Consider the following 19637-nt stretch of genomic DNA (forward strand, 5'->3'; position numbering starts at 1 on the left):
CAGTCCGCTATCCGTCCATGTTGGCCAGCTTCGCCGAAACGGCCGCTTCGATGGCTGCCAGGTCTTCATCAGAAAGCCGCAGCGTGCCGGCCCGCGCATTGTCGAGCGCCTGCGCTGGATTTCGCGCGCCGCATAGGGCAAAGGTCACCCCCGGCTGTCTCAGTGTCCAGGCGATTACCGTCTGCGCTATGCTGGCGCCGTGCCGCTCCGCGACGGGCCAGATCGTCTCGGCGAAATCCTTCGCCTTCTGCCGGTTGGCCACGGAAAAGCCTGGATTGTCCCTGCGCTGGTCGTCGCCTGAAAACGCCCGGTCCGGTCCTATGGTGCCAGAGAGCAGGCCGAGCGCGAGCGAGGAATAGCTGAGCATCGACACGCGGTTGGCAACCGTGAGCGGCAGCAGGTCCGCCTCGATCCGGCGATCGATCATGCTGAACCGCTCCTGGATCGCGTCGAGCGATCCGGTGCTGATGTATTGCTCCAGCTCCGACCGGCTGACGTTGCTGGCGCCGATCGCGCGGATCTTGCCGGCTCGCTTCAGCTCTTCCAGAGCCGCAACCGTCTCCTCGACCGGCGTCGTCGCGTCCTGCCAGTGGGTGATATAGAGGTCGATATGATCCGTGCCGAGCCGGCGCAGGCTTTGCTCAACCTCATGGATGATCGAGTTCCGACCGAGGTAACGATGGACCGGCTTGCTATCCTGGTCGAAGAAGTGGTTGCCTTCCTGCGTATGCCAGACAAGGCCGCATTTCGTAGCGACCACCGCCTTGTCGCGCCGGCCCTCAATTGCCTTGCCGACGATCTCTTCCGACCGGCCGAGGCCATAGGCCGGCGCCGTATCGATGAGAGTGACGCCGGCGTCGAGCGAAGCGTGAATGGCGGCAATCGCTTCCGCCTCATCCGTTCCGCCCCACATCCAGCCGCCGATCGCCCAGGTGCCGAGTCCGACGGCCGATGCCTTGACGCCGGAACGTCCGATCTCGCGGGTTAACTGCTCGCCACTCATGCGGAAAATCCTTGCTCGTACGCAATTTCAAGAATACGCGCGCCGGTGGCCTCGTCGGTTACGAGTGTGTCGAGATGGTTGCCCCGCATGACGCTGAGAATCGGGCCCGCCTTGTTGGGTCCGCTCGCGACCCCGATCTTGGTCGGGATCGAGGCAAATTCCTCAAGCGTCAGCGACACCAGCGAACGGTTGAGGCTGTAGTCGCAAACCCGGCCCCGATCGTCGAGCAGGTGCGCGAGCAGTTCGCAGGTCGCGCCGGAGCGTTCGATCGCCGCCCGATCGGTGCTGGAGGACGGGTGCAGATCGTAGTAGCTCGAGTCGTCCGTCAGGATTGAGCCTATGCCGACCACCGCCACCTTCGCCTCGCGCGCCCGTTTGAAGACGTCGGCGACGGAACGCATGTTGATCAGCATCGCCCGCTGCTCGGCATCGTCGGCAAAGAGGGGTGCGTGGATCTGGTAGGAGCGCCCTCCGAGCCGGTCGGCCATCAGGGTCGAGACATGGTTGACGTCAGTATAGTGTTTCCCCTGTACGCAGCCCGTTGCCGGAATGACCTCGACATCGAAGCGGCGCAGCGGCTGCAGGCCGGCGACGACGGCGCTGACGCCCTTGCCGCCAGTGATGCAGATCGTGTCGCCGTCGCCGATCTGCTCGAGCAACAGCCGTGCCGCCGCCTCGCCGACCGCCTGGAGCGCGGTCTGCGGGTTGTCGGAGACGGTGGGCACCACGACTGCGCGGCTGATGCCGCCGAGCGCGAGCAGTCGCTCCTCCATGTCGACCAGCGCCTCGACCGGTGATTTGATCTTGATCTCAACGAGACCGAGCTGGCGGCCGCGCTTGATAAGGCGGTTGACGGTGGCCTGCGAGATGCCGAGCTGCTCGGCGATCTGTGCCTGCGTCAGACCTTCCATATAGTGCAGGACCAGCGCCTGGTGCATCTGGCGGGCGATGACGATCTCCTCGCGCGGTGCTGTCGTCTTGGGTTTCGGATTGGCAATTGGCATGTCAGGCGGCCTTCCGCTTGTGCAGGAAATGGTCGATGGAAACGGCAGCGAGCAGAATGCACCCCTTGATCATGTCCTGCCAATAGACCGAAACATCGAGCAGGATCAGAGAGCTGGTGACGACAGAAAGAAGCGCTATGCCGAGGATGGCGCCGAGGATCGTGCCGGAGCCGCCGTTGAGTGAGGCGCCGCCGATCACCGCCGCGGCGATGATGTTGAGTTCCATGCCGACGCCGAAGGTGGGGGTCGCGGCGCCGAAGCGGGACATGTAGATGACGCCTGCAACACCGGCGAGAGTTGAACAGAGCACTGTCACCCAGAACTTAACCTGACTGGTCTTGATACCGGAATAGAGCGCCGCCTTCTCGTTGCTGCCGGTGTAGAAGACCTTGCGAAAGGCGGTCGCCCGGCGCAGCAGGAAATCGAACAGAATGACGACGGCGACGAAGATCAGAATGACATAGGGAACGCCGTAAAACGTGCCCTGCCCAACCGCCTTGAAGCCCGCCGGCAGCGTGAAGAGCGAAAGCGGCGTGCCCTTTGTGATGATGAGGCAAAGCCCGCGCACGATCACCATGGCGGCGAGCGATGTGATAAAGTGGTTGAGGCCCACGACCGTCACGAAGAAGCCCATGATACCGCCGATAGCGCTACTCACAACGATGCCCACGAGCGAGGCCATCCAAGGGTCGAGACCGGCGAGGAAGAGCGTGCCCGAGAGCACCATTGCAAAGCAGACGACGGAGCCGACCGCGAGGTCGATGCCACCGACGATGAGCAAGATCGTCATGCCCACGACGACGATGCCTTCAACCGAAAAACTCATCAGCATGGCGCGGAAGTTGCCGAGTGTCAGGAAGTGCGGCGAGGCGAAGCTCATGACCACGCAGAGCGTGAGGATGATCGCGATCAGCCCCGCCTCGCGCATCCTGCCGATGCGTTTCCAGGAGGATGTCTTCGTCGCGCCTGCCACCATCGTGTCGATTGCCATTCCCGTCCCTCCCACGTTCTCGTCACCCGGCATGGTTTGCCGCCTTTGCCGTCCCCACCCCTGAGGCAAGGCGGATCACGGCCTCTTCCGTCATCTCGTCGGCGCCGAGTTCACCAGCGATGCGCCCCTCCCGGATCACGAGCACGCGGTCTGAGAGGCCGAGCAGCTCCGGCATTTCCGAAGAGATGACGATGATGCCGATGCCCGAGCGGGCAAGCTCGCGCAACAGCCGGTGAATCTCGGCCTTCGCGCCCACATCGATGCCGCGTGTCGGCTCGTCCATCAGAATGACCTTCGGCTTCACCGCGAGTTGCTTGGCGATCGCAACTTTCTGCTGGTTGCCGCCGGAGAGCGATTTTGCAGGTGCCTCGATTCCGCCCATCCGCACCGCAAGCCGCCGGGCGAGACCCTCGGCAAGCGCAGCCTCCGCACGTGCGTTCATGAGACCGACTGAATTCGTCATCGACTTCAGGTCCAGCACCGACATGTTCTTCGCGATCGACATCTCCAGAAACACGCCGGAGCCCTTGCGGTCCTCCGACAGATAGACGATCCCGGCCTTCACGGCATCGGAATAGGAATTGAACTTCTGCGTCTTGCCGCGCAGGCATACTGTGCCCGCCGTGCGCGCTCCAAGCCCGCAGATCGCCTCGGCGATTTCCGTGCGGCCGGATCCGATCAGGCCGCCGATGCCAAGAATCTCGCCCTTGCGCAGCGCGAAGCTGACGCCATGAAAACGCTCGCCGTCACCGATGGTGTCCACCTCGAAGATCGGCTCGCCGGACGCCTCACCGGGCCTAAGCTTCTCCGGGTAAAGCTGCGTGATCTCGCGCCCCACCATATGGCGTACCACGTCATCCGGCGTGATGTCGGCAATGCGGTCGGTGCAGACGTAACGACCGTCGCGGAACACGGTGACCCGGTCGCAGAGGCTGAATATCTCGGCCATGCGATGACTGATATAGATGATCGATATGCCGTTCGCCTTGAGGTCGCGGATAATCGCAAAGAGCTGCTGTGCCTCGCTTTCGGTCAGCGCCGCGGTCGGCTCGTCCAGGATCAGCACCCGGCAGTCGAGCGTCAGAGCCTTCGCGATCTCGACGAGCTGCTGACTGGAAATCGGCAGATCGGCGACCTTGCGGCCGACGTCGATTGCGCCCAACCGGTTCATTACCGTCTGCGCCGCGCGTTCGAGCGCGCGGTAATTCATGAAGGGGGCACGGCGGCGGTTGGTCGCCGCCATGAACATGTTTTCCGCAACGGTCACATCCGGGCAGAGCGCGATTTCCTGATGCACGAGCCCAATGCCGAGTGATTGGGCGACGGCTGGCGAGGGGATCCGTACGATCTTCCCGTCCATTCGGATCTCACCCTCGGTTGGCTGCAGTACGCCGGCGATGATGTTCATCAGCGTCGACTTGCCGGCGCCGTTCTCGCCGCACAGCGCATGGATCTCACCGCGTTCGAGCATGAAGTCGACGTCCGTCAGCGCCTTCACCGCACCGAAGTGCTTGGTGACATGATGAATGGTCAGCACAGGCTCCGCCATCGTGTTCCTCCCCTCCCCGAACCATCCGCGCCATGAGGCGCGGATGGCTTGAATCCGGGGTTACTCCTCGATGCCCTTCGTACCGCGACGCTTCAGGTACTTGTCCCAATAGAAGTCGTCGGCATTTTCGGCCGTCACGATGGAGAGGCCGTTGTCGACGACGGGGATGCTCATCGGGTTGAAGCCGGAGCGCTTCGCGTCGTTCATCGGATCGATCAGTTCCGGATGCTTGGCAAGCCAAAGCAACATGAAGCCCATATAGCCCTGCATTCCCTGGTTCGGGTTGATCGAACCGAAGACCTCGCCGGCCTTGATCATGTCGAGGATATTTGCGTTGACGTCCGCGCACATGACGAGGACCTTTCCACCGCCTTCCTTGTTGGCCTGCGCGGCGCCGATCGCCGAATTCGCTTCCGGCATGAAGACGGCGCCGAGGTTCGGATTGGCCTGGATGATACTATTGAGGCCCTGATAGGCCTTGGTCGGATCCTGGTTGGAGGCAGCGCGGCCGACCAGCTTCATGTCCGGCCACTTCTCCTCCATGCGGCCGATGAAGGCCGCGATGCGTTTGTCGTGATTGTCCTGGCCCGGGTTCTCGAGAACCGCATATTCACCCTTGCCGCCCATCTTCTCGGCGATCGCGTCGGCGGCATAGATGCCTTCGCGGGTGTTGTCCGAGGTGATGAACGACACGCGCTTGGAAAGCGGCGAGTCGGCCGCGAAGGTTACGACTGCCGTCCCCTGGTCGATCGCCCGGTTGATCGGCTCGATGAATGGGTCGGAGTTCATTGGATGGACGAGAATGCCGGCCGGGTTCTGTGCCAGTGCCTGATCGAATGTGGCGATCTGTTTGTTGACGTCATATTCCGGCGTGCCCGTATATTCCGTCTCGCAGCCGAACTGCTGGCCCGCCTGCTTGAACATTTCATAGACCGGGAACCAGTATTCGACGCCAGAGACCATGACGTTCATGACGTATTTTTCGCCGGGCTTGCAGCGGAACGGGTTCTCTGTCTCGGCGGCCGCGGAATCGGCAAAAAGCGTTGCCGCAAGGACCGCCATTGCGGTCGTGCTGAAAAAAGTGCGCAAGTGTCCTCCTCGAGGCCGAAGCCCCTCCCAAAAATCCCGAGGGCGCCAACCCGACGCCGATCTCAGTGAAGACCGGATTTCCTCCTCGAAGTCCGGTATGGACAGCTAAACGCAAAGCGCTTTGCCTGTCAATATAATTCACTACATGAATTATAATTCACCGACGGCCGGTGACATGACAGGCGTCATCGATCGAGGCGCAAGCGATGGAATCGCCGGCTCTATCATCTCGGTCCCTAGGTGAGCTTGTCCGTCTAGGTGAGATGCCGCCCTTCCCCAAAAGCCACCGCCGCGAACGAGAGTTGTTGAAGTGAGGTCGTCAGGACCGTCTTTGGATGCGGATGAGGTCAGGAATTTACGCTAGTTTCAGTACCGTCGCCGCGCAGAGGTGCTCTTGAGCAGAGCCGGAGTGTGACTGCCACGGGTCTCCGCAAATGGCATCGATGCCTCTATACAGGCATCGATAAATGATAGCCTTGCCACCTCGGCTGTCTGAAGCCTCGACAACGCCGCACGGCAATCCCTGACTGCTTGGTAGTAACGTCTTCCATGGTTTGGCCACTCGTTCTCGAGGAAGTCGAGGGCGTCATACGGGCCACAGAACCGTCGCTCTATGCCGTTTTGCAGTCTTACCGAAAGGGCTATTCGCCAGGGGATCTCCTTCATTGAGACCTCCCATCTATGAACCTGCTATCCAACCAGGAGGCGCACGTGTCGTTCCACCGCGCGAGCCGTTAGTCCGATTCCGTACGCTGGACGAGCGAGGATGGAGCAATCTCGATTCGTGCCCTACTTTACATACCGCACACTAATGGCTTGCGCATTGATGACCTGCCCCTCGGCAAATGCTCCGAGGGGCTTTTTTAGCTCCGAAGATGAGCGCGTCTATTGGCGCGACTTGGAACTTCGTTCCGAACTCAGAAAAGCCCTGTCATAAGCCGCTGATATTCCGCTTCCGGCTTACCATAGGCGTCCCGGGCGAACTCCTCGAGGGCCTGTCTGTTCCGGATGATGATGTTCCCCCTGACCGAGCGAATGAAGCCGTTTCCTTCCAAAATATGCAGCGCGGTGGTGACGCTTGGACGACGAACGGCGAGCATCAGCGAGATGAACTCGTGTGTCAGAGGAATTTCGTCGCCTGAGACACGGTCATGACACATCAGCAGCCACCTCGCCAATCTCTCGTCCACCCCGTGCACGGCGTTCGAAATGGCAGTGTAGGTAAGCTGAATCGAGAAGGCCTCGATGCACCGGATCATGACCTTTGCGAAGTTCCGGTTACGATCCATCCACTTCCGGAATGCGGTGAACTCCATCCGGTAAGCATCTCCTTCGATCTGCATGATGACGTCGTGGACGCTTAGCTCAACACCCATCGCCGCAGAGGTTGGAATGTAACCTTCACGCCCGAAGATGCCCGCCTCTGCTCTGTTGCCTTCCGGCGTGGAGGCGACCAGCGAACCGATGCCGGATGTGAGATAGTAGACATGCTCGATGGGATCGCCGGCCGTTGCCAGCAACGACCCTCTCGCCACATTGACGGGGTCGAGATCGGGCGCGATCTGGCGATAGTCGGGCTCGGGGAGCAGGGTCAACAACTGATTGTTGATTGAGGCTTGGGAAGGAACTGCCATAGCCGTTCCCCTAGGCTGCGGAGCCAGGCACCGCGGCGCCTCGCCGCCCCGCTCAGCTCCGACCGAAACGGACCGCACATTAGCATGGAGGCTGCCCGTCGCCAATCTGCAGAGCCACCGTCGCCCATCAGACTCGTCTCCTCGTTCGTACGGTTCCGGACCCTTGATCCGCCAGGCGCTCTAATGACTCGCCATATTGGTGAAGGGGCGTAGACTTTGCGCCGACACCGACCGGCGTTGCCCGGCACAGAGGAAAAGCTGATGAAATCCGAGCGAGTTTGGAGCTGCGACCCAATCGGGCCTGACGAGCTCAAGATGATCGAGAAAATTTTCCGAGAGGAACTGCAAGTACGGGCTCTGCCGCTGAAGTCGGAAGAAGCTCACGTCCTTGCCGCGAAGCTGATCGAAGCCTATCAGTCCGGGATTCGCGACACCACGGGTTTAGCCGCCGCAGCGAAGCGGTGTTGAGGGGCCCTGCATGCCGAACAGTCTGGCGTTGAGGCCCTTAGGCGTCGATGGATGACGTCGTGAGCATCGCAAAACTTCTGCTGATGTTGTTGGCTGTGACGACTATCGGCTATGTGTCCCTCCTCGGCGTGACGTACATCTCCCAGAGAGCCCTCCTCTATCCCGGTGCGCAACAGGCGCCTGGGCACGCAAGCTGGGGCGAGACTGTCTATATCATGACGCCGGATGGAGAGAGGCTTTTCGGACTCTACAGCCGGGGCAAACCCCGCAAGCCGGCCGTGCTATTCTTTCTTGGCAACGCTGACCGGATCGACAACTATAGCTTTCTCGCCCAAGCGCTGGCCTCACGAGGCATCGGCCTGCTGGCAATTTCCTATCGCGGCTATCCCGGGTCGACCGGGACACCGAGCGAGGTAGGCCTACTCACCGACGGAGTTGCCGCATTCGACTGGCTTGCTGCAGGATCTGAAGGCCGGATCATTGTGCTCGGCCAGTCTCTGGGAAGCGGCGTCGCCATCGATACTGCGCGGCGCAGACCGGCTATCGCCGTCATTCTCGTTTCTGGCTACCTGTCGGTGCTATCGCTCGCTCAGACGATTTACCCCTACTTCCCGGTTGCACTCCTTATCAAGGATCCGTTCCGCTCCGACCTGAGAATAGCAGAGGTCAGGCAGCCGAAGCTGTTCATCCACGGGCGGCGTGACGCTGTCATTCCGCTTTCCTCGGGCGAGGCGCTGTATAAAATCGCACCCAAGCCCAAGCAAATGCTGATCTACGACGGCTCCGGCCATAATGACCTCTGGGACGCCCCGATGGTCGACGACATTATCCGGTTCTTGGAGGGCTTCAACGAGCTCTAGTACCATATCTGAGGGAGCGGACGGCCGCTTTCAGAGTTTCGGTTGATACATTTTGCGATTTTCGAAGCAAGAACATATAAATCGCGGCGACTTTCCGCTTCCGGCGCAAATGCCGACATATAATCCGTTCTCACCCTACTGCGACGAAACTGAACCGGACAGATCGACCCGAAGCCGTCGCCGGCGACAGTCCGAGAGAACGTCCCCTGTCGGCCCCGAAGCGGCCTTTAGCTGGCGTTGCTACCCTGCGTCAGCCGCTGTCACTGGCTCTCTGTCAGAATGGCATATTCGATTGCCGAGGAGACCCCACCGTTGAGGGTCGAGAACGGCGGAACGATGTTGCGGGCATTGCGGCAGACGAAGAGATCTCCGGGCCCGGCTTGCGTGATCGTCTCGGGCATCACCCGGCTATCGGCGCAGGATATCATCAAAGCCTGTGGTTGCTGGCCTTCCCTCGTCAGCTTGGGGTAAAGCGCCGATTGGTTGGGAAACACCGCGCCGCGAAAACTGGAGATACCTTTCAGGAGATCACCCATGTTCGGATCCTCTTTCTGGCCGAACGTAGAACTGGGAGGAATGTCTCTCGTCCGGCGGGTTGCAGAAGCGATATGTTCGCAGGCGCGAAAAAGAACAGCAAAAAGGGTGCAGCGCAACCAGCCGCTGCCAAATCACAACCAACAATGCGTAGGGCGTTCATGCGCCCCCCCGACTGGGGGCGTTCCGGACGACACATTATGCGATCTTCTTGGCCCAGAACGCGAACAACCCGTGCACCGGGCTCGTGAAGAGCGGCTCCACTCGACCCACCTGTGCCGCTGACGGCGACACCTGGAAGGACCGGATTGGCGTCCGAGCCGACCTTCGCCGCAGGTAACCTGCGTGACTGTCTTGCGCCTTCAAGTCGGCCGTAGAACCGGCAGCAGGCCAATGCCTACGAGCTTGCGACGCCCGAGGCCGCACACTCGACGAGACATGCGACCTCGGTTCCCCACCTACCTAGCGCCGGTTCGTGAGGATCACCGCACGTCAAACGGTGCCGCGGACCTATTCAACGAGAAAAGCCGCAATCCAGCGCAAGCGCATCCCCGTGACCTATAGCGGCTGCAACCGATTTCAGACGACCTCCACGAAGGCGATCGCTTAGCCGGTTATTCGATTCCTCTGCAAACGGCATTAACGCAGAGTAATGGGGGAAAGACGCATGAATAGGATCGAACCTCGTATGCGAGATGGCACTGCTGAACTTCAGGCAAAGAGGAGGCGGACATACTCAACATTCTGAGGCAATAGACCAAGTTTGAGATGGCGTTTGGGGCGGCTTCATTGGAACCGGCAGGCTGTCGCCGGCTAAAACTTTCTCGCCCCATCAACTGGTTCGCGCTCAGGCACTTCCTGTGCTGCTGCAGGGCCGAGGGAATTCGCCGCTTTTAAGTCCGCCTGTTGTTCACGATCGACTGATAAGACGCGCAGCGCTGTAGTCGCGGAGCCACGACATTCAAGCCGACACTTGGGTCAGGGCGTCCGCGCGACTGGTGCGGAGCGAGGCGAAACCAGCGTCGCTTCCAAGTAGCGCGACGCCGCCTCCGTCCGATTGCGCACTTTCATCTTCTGGTAGATGTTGCGGACATGCACCTTGACGGTGTTTTCGGCAAGCCCGAGACGATCTGCGATGATCTTGTTCCGTGTGCCCTTGCATACGAGATCGAGAACCTGGATCTCTCGCGCGCTCAGGAGGCTTGGGGCAATGTCGGCCTCGCGTTCCATATTGATATTTTCCGAAATCGCCTGTTTTTGCGCGACAACGCCGCCCCCTGCGAGCGCTCTCGGCACCAGACACCGAAGCAATGCAGCGGGAAAATGCTCGCCGCCCTTCATCAAGAGATCGATGGCGCTGAGGCATACGTCGAGATTGAGATTCAGGGGCAGGACGCCTTGAAGCAACCCTTCGTCGACAAGTTCCGCAATCGACGAGTCGAGTTCGTCCGCATTCTGCACCATCAGGCCGATCGCAGCATTTGGATGGAGCTCGTGAATCGTCCTCATGATTGATGGAAATACTGCCGCCGGCAGACGATAGAGCATGATCAGGCTTACGCCGATAAGATTGCTGGTCAAAAGACCCTCGGTATCGGGAAGGCTTACGACGTCTTGACCTTGAAAACGCATGCTGATCGCCTGCGTCAGACACTCGGACAACAGATCGGCCTTGGCGAGAATGACGACCTTGTTTTTCTTCGGCAACGCCTTATTGCGCTCTTCAGCATTGCTCAGGGTCGAGCTCTTGCGTTCCATTTTGCCCTCCTTAGCACTCTCAAGATCTTGCTGATTACGTGTCGATACTATTAGACTTCATGAAAAAGAAATTTAATTATTGAACTGGCACGCTCTTTAACAATCAATACTTGGTCTAATGTGTTTTATCGATACTATTAACGAGCGCCATTGTCATTATCGCTAAGTTCCGATAGTTATCGCACCGTTCATTTCTACTCACGATGGACTAGCTCAGATCGCCGTCAACCAGAGTATGGTGCCTAATGAGCGCGCTCATTCGGTCAGAATGCTGCGTCAACGCTCGCCTCACGGTAATTGCGGTTCAGAAATCCCCGAAGGTTCAATCGGGCAGCCGCGCGCCGCGTCTGCCGTCGCACCCGAGAAGAGTGGCCGGATGCGCGGGAATTCCCGGGCTGCGGAACGATTGCCTTTTGCCGCCTGTTGTGACGCGCCCGGAGCAAAGCAGTTTTTTCACAAGGAGAGACGTCGCGCCCCAAAATACCCTTCGATCCTGCCGGGATTGCCGCGCAGGATGAGGGTATTCAAACTTTGCGACTACAGTTGTTGCTGTAGGCGGAATGCAGTTGTGAAGCTTCCTTCATGCCGGGAATGCGGAGCTCGCGCGCTTACGATTGCTGGCACCACCAACGTCGCAAGCAGACGAGCGAGAGCAAAGCACGACCGGCATCTTCAACTCGCTCCCTCTCCGGGGTTCCCGCTCGGCTTGGCCGGCGGCAAGCAACTGGCTGGACGCAAGCTTCCCTCAGGCAGCGCCATCGCGGCCGGAGGCATGTGTCTCTTTATGGCGACTCATGGCGCGAATTCTTTATTTGTTAGCTTCTATCGCATAAGATTTTACGTGAGCGCGAGCGAGCGTGAGTCTAGGTTGGCCCAGTGTTTAGGGGATGAATATTGACCTATCAAACTCAGTCACGACTTGGTCGTCTTTCGCCATTGCTGTTGGTCGCGCTCTTCGTTTGCGGATGCCAATCGGCTGCTTTCGACGACGTTGCGGCATTTGGCGATAGTGCCAAAACCCTTGAGGACGACTCGGCCGTCGCCTTCTACAAGAACGACGAACTGATCCCGACCGGCAAGTTGCAGTTCAAGGAAAAGAACTACGGCAAATCCTACGCCATCTATAAACGTGCGGTTGCCGTTTTTCCGCAGGACCCCGCTGCTTGGCTCGGCTTCGCTGCCTCTGCTGACATGATCGGACGGTTCGACACATCGGATCGGGCCTATCAGCAACTCTCCAAGATGATCGGCAAGAGTCCGGTTTATTACAACAATGTCGGCTATTCCCATCTTCTGCGCGGCGACTTGCCGCGCGCACGCCAGTACTTTCTCAAGGCGTATGAGCTCGACCCTGCGAATGAGACGACGGCGCGCAATCTCGAGCTGATGAAGAACAGCGTCAAATACGCGCAGCGGTAATAGCCGGCGGACTGCCGACCGCATGTTTCGTAAAAACCCTACAGCGCCGCGCGTCTTATCAGACGCGCGGCGCTGTAGTTTTTTTAATTGCCGCATGTCTGTCGATCAATTCTTGGACCGGCTACAAGTTAAGAACTGCTTCAGTTCTATCGCATGTTTTCCGGTCACACGCCGCCGCTGTAGCCTGCGCGTTCTCGCCGCTTTGATTGCCACATTGCTTCGGCTATCGCACCTTCCGCAGGATCAACTTGCCTTCCGGCGAAATCGATCTTTCGTAACGCGGCAAGTTGGATGGGGCGCCCTCGCTCCCGATAGCGGGCAGGCTGCCGTCCTGGGGCTGCAACTCCGTGGCAGCCGTAGTCAGCGAGGGCTCGAGGCGCTGCGTCGCCCCCTTGCCCGGGGCGCTCAGGATAACCGAGCCGCCGGAACTCGGAAGGCCCGAGCGCATTCCGTCGTCCAGCTCCGAGACCGCCTTCTGCAGGTTCTCAACCCGCTGGCGAACGATCGCCAGTTCATCGGCTCCTGCGACCCTGGCGATGTTGCGGCTCTGTTTTTCGAGTTGAAGCTTCAGTCCGTCAATGGAGCGCTTCACGCCTGCGAGTGTTTCGCGGCTTTCTCGGACGTCTGCTGCGTTCTTGGCCGTGTAGAGCAGTATACCGGCGTTCAGCGGCAGAAACACCAGTGCCAGAGCAATGAATGGCGCAGCCCGTTTTCGTACAGGCTCATCCGCTTTTTCGCGTCGCGCGTCGGGTTCGACCTCGATATTCGCCATGCCAACCATCACCTTACTCCGCCGCAAACCGGGCCGTGGCCCCCGAACTACCAAATCCCCGGGACGTCGGGGCAGATGTTGCCGAGGCAAGTGCTCCGCCTCGATACCCATGAATCTTTCCGCCGCCCGACGGCTAGTCCGCCGTGAAGACCCCTTCCCACGCCCGTTCCAGCATCTCCAGCGATGCGACCTTTCGCAATCCGTTGAACGCGCAATAGGACCCGATAAAGTCGAGAAGATACTTCGGATGGTAGCAGGAGCCCAGTGATTCGCCACCGTATTTCCGATTGTAGAACAGCTCCAAGTCCGACACAGACATCTCTACTGCCACGCTTCGCGCATAGGCCTTGAATATTTGGATATATTCTTCTCGAGAAGGATTGTTGACGAATATCTTGTATTTCAGCCGCCGCAGCCCAGCCTCGTCGGAAAGTTCCTTCGGGGCAATGTTGGTCGAGAAGACAACGAGCTCATCGAAAGGAACCTTGAATTTCTTGCCCGTATGCAGGGTCAGGAAGTCGTAGCCGCGCTCGAGTGGCACGATCCAGCGGTTGATGAGCGCCTGCGGCATCACCTGCTGGCGGCCGAAGTCGTCGATGATGAAGACACCGCCGGAGGCCTTGAGATGCAGCGGCGCCTCATACACCGTCGAGCCTTCGCTGTAGGCGAGGTCGAGCAGGTCGAGCGTCAGTTCGCCGCCGGTCTTGATCACCGGACGCCGGCATTCGACCCAACGCTGATCGGCCTTCGGATAGGGCATCCCGTTCACCGGCTGGTGAACCGCTTCGTCGTAGAAGCTGATGACGTAACCGCCGACCTCGATGGCATAGGGCACCCAGATCGTCTGTCGGAACAGGCGCGAGGTGCGCTCGGCGATGCTGGTCTTGCCGTTACCGGGCGGGCCGTAAAGCAGGATGGATTGCCCCGAATTCATAGCGGGACCCAGCTTCTCGACCAGCGACGGTGACAGCACCAGCCCCTCGAGGCTGGCGAGCAGTCCTTCCTGGGTCACGCGCTCATGGTGAATGGACTGCAGGCCGAGCTGGCGGCAAAAGGCGTCGAGCGAGACCGGCGCCGGCCCCACATAGGAGGACTGGCGAATGGCTGCATGGGCATATTCCATGCCCTTGGTCGAAAGCGCGTATCGGATGTCGGACCTCACGTCCTCCCCGGCCAGACCCCTTGCCTCCATATAGGCGAGCTTCACCAATTCCTTGACCAGAAGATTGATCACCGCCTTGGGCAGTTTCATCCGTTCCGCCAGATGCGATGGCGTTACCGTGTCCTGCTCGGTCGCGCACTTTGCGGCGAGCCGCAGCAGAAAGGAGAACTCGAGCCCCGTTTCTTCCACGCTCATCGACGCCAGCGGCATACGGGCGTCAAGTTCCGGAGCGCTATCTTCATGAACCTGATTGAGCGAATGCATGGGAACCCCGCTTTTCCTTAACCGCCGGGCGTCAGGCCGACGATGAGACTGATGACGCGAATGACGACCGGCACCAAAACGATGACAAGACTTACCGGAAACAGGAAGGCGCCGAGCGGCAGCAGCATCTTGATCGGCAATGCATTGGCCTTTTCCTCCGCCCGGACGACGCGCATGTCGCGCATTTCCTTGCTATAAACCCTGAGCGTCTGCGTGACGCTGGTTCCGAGTTCTTCCGACTGGCGGAAAAGCACCGCAAGTGCCCGCGCCTCGTCGATTCTGAGCCGCGCCGCGAGATTGGCAAGCGCTTCGCGCAGCCTGCGGCCGCCACGCACTTCGAGCATCATGATCGAAAGATGCAGACCGAAGTCCTTCCTCTTGCTGACGAATTCCCGCGCGACGCGATTTGCCGCGGCTTCAAGGCTCATGCCCGCATCCAGGCAGACGATCAGCATGTCCATGAAATCCGGGAAGAGACGGCGATACTCGCGCTCCTTCGCGTCACCGCGCCGATCGATGTAGATATTCACCAGAATAAAGGTCGTGCCGGCGGCGAACATGCCGACAAGCAAGGTCATCATCCGCGTCGTCTCGGGGAAGAAGCGGTTGAACGCCCAGACCGTCATGACCATCATACCGATGCAGACGATCGCGCGGATCGCCTGGAAGGTGGTGACTGAATTGGCGCTGAAATAACCGGCGCGAATGAGCCGGTTCTGCGTGGAATTCACGTTGGTGTCGTGTCGGGTGATCTCGAAATAGCGGCGGATCAGGCGGTTCTCGGCCTCGCCGAGATCCGCCATCGCGCCATCCACGATATCATTGCCCGTCACCCGCGATTTGGCCTCCGAAAGCCGGACACCCACCTCGCGCCGCCGGAAAACGACTTCCGAGGCGGCGGCGGAAAAGATCATGACCGAGAAGAAGACGATGAGGTATATACCGTACTCGTTCCACATGGCGGCGCCTCAATACTCGAAGTGGACCATTTTATAGAGAATGACGTTGCCGATCGCCATTACGACGAGCAGCCCCGAAACGATCGTGGTGCCGTAGCCGCTGTTCCAGAGTGGATCGAAATAGGTCGGCGACAGCGCCTTGATCATGCCGTAGAGCAGGAACGGATAGATCGACATGAAGATCGCGGTGATGCGCCCCTCCGCGGAGATCGCCTTGACCTTCGCTTTCAGCATGAACCTATCGCGGAGCGTTTTCGAGAGATTTTGCAGGATCTCGACGAGGTTGCCGCCGGTCCCAGCCTGGACGCTGAGCGATATGGCCAGGAGATTGAGGTCTTCGACGCCGACGCGGTCGTTAAGGTTCATGAGCGCGTCGTCGAGCGTGACTCCATAGGTTAGTTCGTCCGACAGAAGGCCGAATTCGGTGCCGACCGGGTCCGGCATTTCACGTGCCACGAGCGCGATCGCCGCTGGAAGCGGGTGTCCCGCCGCCAGACTCCGGTTGGCGACGTCGAGCGCCTCCGGCAGCTTTTCTGCGAATTTGTGCATGCGCCTGGCGCGCACCCGCCAGACGACAACCGCCGGCACTAGCAGGCAGATAGCAAGGAAGAGCGGTATCCGGACGAGGTTGCTTGGCAGGAGAAACTGAAGTGCCAGCCAGATGCCCATGGCGGCGGCGGCGCCGTAGAGGGCAAATCGCTTGGCATCGAACTTGATGCCGGATTGCACATAGTACCGCCGTAGCCGGTGCAACAGGGGCTGCCACCGAGAGTCCCCGTCGACGCCGCGTGCCTTCAGCATCTCGTGGTAGGTCTCGCGATGGTCCTCGCTCCCCTCGATGAGGCTCAGGCGATGGTTAACCGCCTTGTGGCGCTCCGAGCTTCGGAAATAGCTGCGCAGCAGCGCTTCTGCAGCGACCAGCGCGGCGACGAATACGGCGGCATAGAGGAGGATGAGGGTCATGGCTTGCCGGGTCCCGTGTGGAGTGGTTTACCGGGTTCGAAGATCGTCGGGGAAATGATGACTCCCACTTCGGCGAATTCCTCGATGAAACGCGGTCGTAGGCCGGTGGCGCGGAACTCACCCTGAATGCGGCCATTTTCGTCGGTGCCGGTCTTCTTGAAGCGCATGATCTCCTGCATCTGCACGACCTCGCCTTCCATGCCGGTGATCTCGGAGACCGAAACGACCTTGCGGCTGCCGTCGCTCAGTCGCTGCACCTGGACGATAATCGTGATCGCCGAGGCGATCTGCGAGCGGACGCTCAGCTGCGACATCGGCATGCCGGCCATGCCGACCATCTGCTCGAGGCGGCTCACCGCATCGCGCGGTGTATTGGCGTGAATGGTCGTCATCGATCCTTCGTGGCCGGTATTCATCGCCTGCAGCATGTCGAACGCCTCCTCGCCACGCACTTCGCCGACGATGATGCGGTCGGGCCGCATGCGCAGCGCGTTCTTCAGTAGTTCGCGCTGGCGGATCTCGTTGCGGCCGTCGAGGGTCGGCGGTCTGGTTTCCATGCGGCCGACATGCGGTTGCTGGAGTTGCAGTTCCGCGGCATCCTCGATGGTGATCAGCCGTTCCTTCTCAGAAATCTGCGAGGAAAGCGCATTGAGCAGAGTGGTCTTGCCCGAGCCGGTACCGCCCGAGATGATCATCGACACCCTGCCCTTGACCGCTGCGCTGAGCAGAATGCGCATCTGATCCGCCATGGCGCCGTATTCGACGAGGCGCTCGAGCGTCAACGGCTTGCGGGTGAATTTGCGGATGGAAACGAGCGGCCCGTCGACGGAGATTGGCCGGATCGCGACGTTGACGCGCGAGCCGTCCTTGAGGCGGGCGTCGACCATCGGTGTCGATTCATCGACCCGTCGCCCGACGGCAGAGACGATCTTGTTGATCACCCGAAGAAGGTGATCCTCGTCCTTGAAGCGGACCGCGGTGCTCTCGAGCTGTCCGCGGCGCTCCACATAGACGCTTTTGTGGCCGTTGATCAGGATATCGGCGACGGTTTCATCGGCCAGCAGCGGTTCGATCGGCCCAAGCCCGAGCATTTCGTCAGTGATGTCGCGGACGAGGTCGTTGATTTCCTTGGCATTCAACGGTGAGTTGTTGCGACGGATGTATTCCTTGACCAGCGGCCGGATCTCGGCGGCAATCTCTTCCTCGTCGAGTGTGTCAAGGATGCCTAGATTGATCTGGTCCAAGAGGTGGCGGTGCAGGTTGACCCTCTCCGATACCATATCGAGGCCGAGCGGCCCCTGCTCTTCCGCGGTCGCTTCGGTAACCGCTTCCTTCGGCACGGCAGCGACCGCGGCTGCACCATTGGCGGCAATCTCGGCAATCTGCCTGAGCTCCGCACTCTCCTGCGGCGGCTGCTTGTAAAAGCGTCCTATAAACCCGTTCGCCATCAGCCCTACTCCTTACACCTACTTGACGACCACCGTGGCTCCGACCTTCACGCGCTTGTAGAGATCGATGACGTCGGCGTTGCTCATGCGGAAACAGCCGGAGGAGGCAAATTCACCGACCGTCGACTGCTCGTTCGTGCCGTGGATGCGGTAAAGCGTGTCCGCATGGCCTCGGTAGAGATAGATCCCGCGCGCGCCCATGGGGTTGAACGGCCCTGCCGGCACGAGTTCAGGAAGCCCCGGCACTCGCGCTTTCATCTCGGCGGGCGGTCGCCATTCGGGCCATTCGGCCTTTCTTCCGACTTTCACCACGCCGCTCCAACGAAAGCCGTCGCGGCCGACTCCGATCCGGTAGCGCAGAGCACGATCGCGGGAGAGAACGAGATCGAGCGTCCGCTTGTCGCTGAGAACGACAATGGTGCCTGGCGGATGGCTCTGCTCTGCGGTCACAATGGTTGCCGTGCTCGGCCCGAGGCTTCGCGGCACCTGCTGGTTGGCCCCCGCTTCGTCGGCAAGGTCAACCAAGCCAAGGACCAGGGCTGCGCACATCATCCAGCTCCACCATCTCCCCTGTCGCCCCGGCATCCTGTTCTCCATCACGCGCGGCTTCATCGTACAAGCGCTCCGAGCTTGCCGACACCGCGGCAGAAGTGGGAACGGGCATTGACCTCGAAGGGCAGCACGCCGCGGTTGAGTGCCTCGCTCAGCGTTTCCCAGTCATAGTCGATGAGATGTGCCTGGGTGTCCGTGAACACCTTGTCGACCTGTTGCCGGCGGAGCCCCAGGCTGAACAGGCTGCTGCGGTGCTTGTTGATGACGACGAAAATGAAATCGGAACTGCCACGCAAGCGCGTGAGATTGAGGAACAGATCCTTTGCCTGGTGAAGCGCCGGAATCGTCATTTCCGTAACGATCGTCACGCTGTTGACCGATGCGAGCACGTCATCCTTCCAAGGCGTTTGGTAGTAGGGCACGTCCAGGACGGTCTGGTCGCTCTCGAAGGCAACGACATCGAGCATGCGCAGCACCAGTTCCGCCCCCTTGGGCGAGAGGAGAACGGACGGCTGCTTGAAGGACAGCAGCGAAAAGCCGCCCGAATGGCGCTTGCGCACCAGATCGACGAATTCGACGTCGACCCGCGATGGATTGGCAATGACCGGCACCAGATCGTAGTCATTGACGAGATTGAGGTACTGCCCGAGCGACCCGGACGAAAAGTCGAGATCAAACAGATTGACCCGCGGTGCGGAATTCTTTGTCGGCTGCGCCAGCACATGGGCGATCGACGAAGCGATCACGCTGGCCCCTGCCCCGCCGACCGCCGAGACGACGGCATGGACGCGGCTGTCGCTCGCGCCGGCTGTCGGCGCATGCAGGGAGATCATGTCGATCAGCGCACGGCGTTCCAACGGCTTTTTCAGCCAGTCGTTGCCGTTAAGGCGGAAGAGAAGCCGCAGCCTGTCGTCCCGCAGCTCTTCGGAGACGACCACGAGCGGGATGTTGCGGTTGTTGGTTCGGAAAGCGATAAGCTCCGGCCGTTGCAGGACGTCGCCGTTGTCGACGTCGAGAACGATCATGTCGAACTGCGTCGGGTCGACCCGGCCCTGTTCGCCGAGGGCCTTCAACGCCATGTGCCGTACGTCGTAGCGCGAAAGCGAGCCGAAGGTGTCGAGCATGAAACTTGCCGCCGCCGCGTCGTCGGAAAGGACGAGGATCTTTGTGGTCGCTACGAAGTTCATATGCGCTGTCATTTCGCAATC

Annotated in this window: 18 protein-coding genes and 1 pseudogene; 3 read left to right on the plus strand and 16 right to left on the minus strand. The window is 60.2% G+C overall.

What is annotated here, in order from left to right; all coding sequences use genetic code 11:
• Positions 1 to 7: 7 nt before the first annotated feature.
• The 7 genes from NXT3_RS15370 to NXT3_RS15400 form a co-directional block, all read right to left on the minus strand.
• Positions 8 to 1003: an aldo/keto reductase gene (locus NXT3_RS15370; protein WP_104839629.1), complete on the minus strand. Its 996-nt coding sequence runs from the start codon at positions 1001 to 1003 to the stop codon at positions 8 to 10.
• Positions 1000 to 2007 (minus strand): sugar-binding transcriptional regulator, encoded by a 1008-nt coding sequence (locus NXT3_RS15375; protein ID WP_097527100.1) that lies wholly within the window; start codon positions 2005 to 2007, stop codon positions 1000 to 1002. Before NXT3_RS15375 ends, NXT3_RS15370 begins: the two co-directional genes overlap by 4 nt.
• 1 nt (position 2008) lies before the next feature.
• Positions 2009 to 2998, minus strand: a complete 990-nt coding sequence (locus tag NXT3_RS15380; RefSeq protein ID WP_097527099.1) for an ABC transporter permease — start codon at positions 2996 to 2998, stop codon at positions 2009 to 2011.
• Positions 2999 to 3020: 22 nt separating this feature from the next.
• Positions 3021 to 4547, minus strand: a complete 1527-nt coding sequence (locus NXT3_RS15385) for a sugar ABC transporter ATP-binding protein (protein WP_104839630.1) — start codon at positions 4545 to 4547, stop codon at positions 3021 to 3023.
• Positions 4548 to 4607: 60 nt separating this feature from the next.
• Positions 4608 to 5636 carry a substrate-binding domain-containing protein gene (locus tag NXT3_RS15390; RefSeq protein WP_104839631.1) on the minus strand — a complete coding sequence of 343 codons (1029 nt, stop codon included), beginning with the start codon at positions 5634 to 5636 and terminating at the stop codon, positions 4608 to 4610.
• A gap of 366 nt (positions 5637 to 6002) precedes the next feature.
• Positions 6003 to 6302, minus strand: a complete 300-nt coding sequence (locus tag NXT3_RS15395; RefSeq protein ID WP_097527096.1) for a DUF982 domain-containing protein — start codon at positions 6300 to 6302, stop codon at positions 6003 to 6005.
• Positions 6303 to 6553: 251 nt separating this feature from the next.
• The gene (locus NXT3_RS15400; RefSeq protein WP_037426622.1) at positions 6554 to 7270 is read right to left on the minus strand and encodes a Crp/Fnr family transcriptional regulator; all 717 of its coding nucleotides are present in this window, start codon (positions 7268 to 7270) and stop codon (positions 6554 to 6556) included.
• A 261-nt stretch (positions 7271 to 7531) separates the two neighbouring features.
• Here NXT3_RS15400 and NXT3_RS15405 point away from each other — a divergent pair, with 261 nt between their 5' ends.
• Both NXT3_RS15405 and NXT3_RS15410 read left to right on the plus strand, forming a co-directional pair.
• Positions 7532 to 7738 carry a hypothetical protein gene (locus tag NXT3_RS15405; RefSeq protein ID WP_104839632.1) on the plus strand — a complete coding sequence of 69 codons (207 nt, stop codon included), beginning with the start codon at positions 7532 to 7534 and terminating at the stop codon, positions 7736 to 7738.
• A 59-nt stretch (positions 7739 to 7797) separates the two neighbouring features.
• A complete protein-coding gene (locus NXT3_RS15410) occupies positions 7798 to 8598 on the plus strand; it encodes an alpha/beta hydrolase (protein ID WP_104840013.1) in 801 nt (266 codons plus the stop codon).
• Positions 8599 to 8873: 275 nt separating this feature from the next.
• Here NXT3_RS15410 and NXT3_RS15415 read toward each other — a convergent pair.
• Both NXT3_RS15415 and NXT3_RS15420 read right to left on the minus strand, forming a co-directional pair.
• Positions 8874 to 9134, minus strand: a pseudogene (locus NXT3_RS15415) (carbonic anhydrase); the annotation flags it as partial.
• A 976-nt stretch (positions 9135 to 10110) separates the two neighbouring features.
• Complete coding sequence (locus tag NXT3_RS15420; RefSeq protein ID WP_104839633.1) at positions 10111 to 10890, minus strand: helix-turn-helix transcriptional regulator; 780 nt, start codon at positions 10888 to 10890, stop codon at positions 10111 to 10113.
• Positions 10891 to 11826: 936 nt separating this feature from the next.
• On the opposite strand from NXT3_RS15420, the gene NXT3_RS15425 reads away from it, so the two are divergent.
• The gene (locus tag NXT3_RS15425) at positions 11827 to 12309 is read left to right on the plus strand and encodes a tetratricopeptide repeat protein (protein WP_234819551.1); all 483 of its coding nucleotides are present in this window, start codon (positions 11827 to 11829) and stop codon (positions 12307 to 12309) included.
• Positions 12310 to 12532: 223 nt separating this feature from the next.
• On the opposite strand, the gene NXT3_RS15430 is transcribed toward NXT3_RS15425, so the two are convergent.
• The 7 genes from NXT3_RS15430 to NXT3_RS15460 form a co-directional block, all read right to left on the minus strand.
• Positions 12533 to 13090, minus strand: a complete 558-nt coding sequence (locus tag NXT3_RS15430) for a hypothetical protein (RefSeq protein WP_423827989.1) — start codon at positions 13088 to 13090, stop codon at positions 12533 to 12535.
• A gap of 124 nt (positions 13091 to 13214) precedes the next feature.
• The gene (locus tag NXT3_RS15435; RefSeq protein ID WP_104839634.1) at positions 13215 to 14507 is read right to left on the minus strand and encodes a DUF8689 domain-containing protein; all 1293 of its coding nucleotides are present in this window, start codon (positions 14505 to 14507) and stop codon (positions 13215 to 13217) included.
• A 17-nt stretch (positions 14508 to 14524) separates the two neighbouring features.
• Positions 14525 to 15466: a type II secretion system F family protein gene (locus tag NXT3_RS15440; RefSeq protein ID WP_037426202.1), complete on the minus strand. Its 942-nt coding sequence runs from the start codon at positions 15464 to 15466 to the stop codon at positions 14525 to 14527.
• Between the two features lie 9 nt (positions 15467 to 15475).
• The gene (locus NXT3_RS15445; RefSeq protein WP_104839635.1) at positions 15476 to 16429 is read right to left on the minus strand and encodes a type II secretion system F family protein; all 954 of its coding nucleotides are present in this window, start codon (positions 16427 to 16429) and stop codon (positions 15476 to 15478) included.
• On the minus strand, positions 16426 to 17877 hold the full coding sequence (locus NXT3_RS15450; RefSeq protein ID WP_104839636.1) for a TadA family conjugal transfer-associated ATPase: 1452 nt from the start codon (positions 17875 to 17877) through the stop codon (positions 16426 to 16428). Before NXT3_RS15450 ends, NXT3_RS15445 begins: the two co-directional genes overlap by 4 nt.
• Before the next feature lie 18 nt (positions 17878 to 17895).
• Complete coding sequence (locus NXT3_RS15455) at positions 17896 to 18426, minus strand: L,D-transpeptidase (protein WP_234828053.1); 531 nt, start codon at positions 18424 to 18426, stop codon at positions 17896 to 17898.
• A gap of 59 nt (positions 18427 to 18485) precedes the next feature.
• The gene (locus NXT3_RS15460; RefSeq protein ID WP_104839637.1) at positions 18486 to 19628 is read right to left on the minus strand and encodes a pilus assembly protein; all 1143 of its coding nucleotides are present in this window, start codon (positions 19626 to 19628) and stop codon (positions 18486 to 18488) included.
• Between the last annotated feature and the right edge of the window lie 9 nt (positions 19629 to 19637).

It is taken from the genome of Sinorhizobium fredii (genome assembly GCF_002944405.1).
GTDB lineage: Bacteria > Pseudomonadota > Alphaproteobacteria > Rhizobiales > Rhizobiaceae > Sinorhizobium > Sinorhizobium fredii_C.

Excerpts from the sequence above, each read along its gene's own strand:
- NXT3_RS15420 (WP_104839633.1), bottom strand. The coding sequence starts at position 10,890 with ATGGAACGCAAGAGCTCGACCCTGAGCAATGCTGAAGAGCGCAATAAG.
- NXT3_RS15405 (WP_104839632.1), top strand. The coding sequence starts at position 7,532 with ATGAAATCCGAGCGAGTTTGGAGCTGCGACCCAATCGGGCCTGACGAG.
- NXT3_RS15450 (WP_104839636.1), bottom strand. The coding sequence starts at position 17,877 with ATGGCGAACGGGTTTATAGGACGCTTTTACAAGCAGCCGCCGCAGGAG.
- NXT3_RS15385 (WP_104839630.1), bottom strand. The coding sequence starts at position 4,547 with ATGGCGGAGCCTGTGCTGACCATTCATCATGTCACCAAGCACTTCGGT.
- NXT3_RS15395 (WP_097527096.1), bottom strand. The coding sequence starts at position 6,302 with ATGAAGGAGATCCCCTGGCGAATAGCCCTTTCGGTAAGACTGCAAAAC.
- NXT3_RS15455 (WP_234828053.1), bottom strand. The coding sequence starts at position 18,426 with ATGTGCGCAGCCCTGGTCCTTGGCTTGGTTGACCTTGCCGACGAAGCG.
- NXT3_RS15445 (WP_104839635.1), bottom strand. The coding sequence starts at position 16,429 with ATGACCCTCATCCTCCTCTATGCCGCCGTATTCGTCGCCGCGCTGGTC.
- NXT3_RS15430 (WP_423827989.1), bottom strand. The coding sequence starts at position 13,090 with ATGGTTGGCATGGCGAATATCGAGGTCGAACCCGACGCGCGACGCGAA.
- NXT3_RS15375 (WP_097527100.1), bottom strand. The coding sequence starts at position 2,007 with ATGCCAATTGCCAATCCGAAACCCAAGACGACAGCACCGCGCGAGGAG.
- NXT3_RS15400 (WP_037426622.1), bottom strand. The coding sequence starts at position 7,270 with ATGGCAGTTCCTTCCCAAGCCTCAATCAACAATCAGTTGTTGACCCTG.
- NXT3_RS15435 (WP_104839634.1), bottom strand. The coding sequence starts at position 14,507 with ATGCATTCGCTCAATCAGGTTCATGAAGATAGCGCTCCGGAACTTGAC.
- NXT3_RS15380 (WP_097527099.1), bottom strand. The coding sequence starts at position 2,998 with ATGGCAATCGACACGATGGTGGCAGGCGCGACGAAGACATCCTCCTGG.
- NXT3_RS15370 (WP_104839629.1), bottom strand. The coding sequence starts at position 1,003 with ATGAGTGGCGAGCAGTTAACCCGCGAGATCGGACGTTCCGGCGTCAAG.
- NXT3_RS15440 (WP_037426202.1), bottom strand. The coding sequence starts at position 15,466 with ATGTGGAACGAGTACGGTATATACCTCATCGTCTTCTTCTCGGTCATG.
- NXT3_RS15460 (WP_104839637.1), bottom strand. The coding sequence starts at position 19,628 with ATGACAGCGCATATGAACTTCGTAGCGACCACAAAGATCCTCGTCCTT.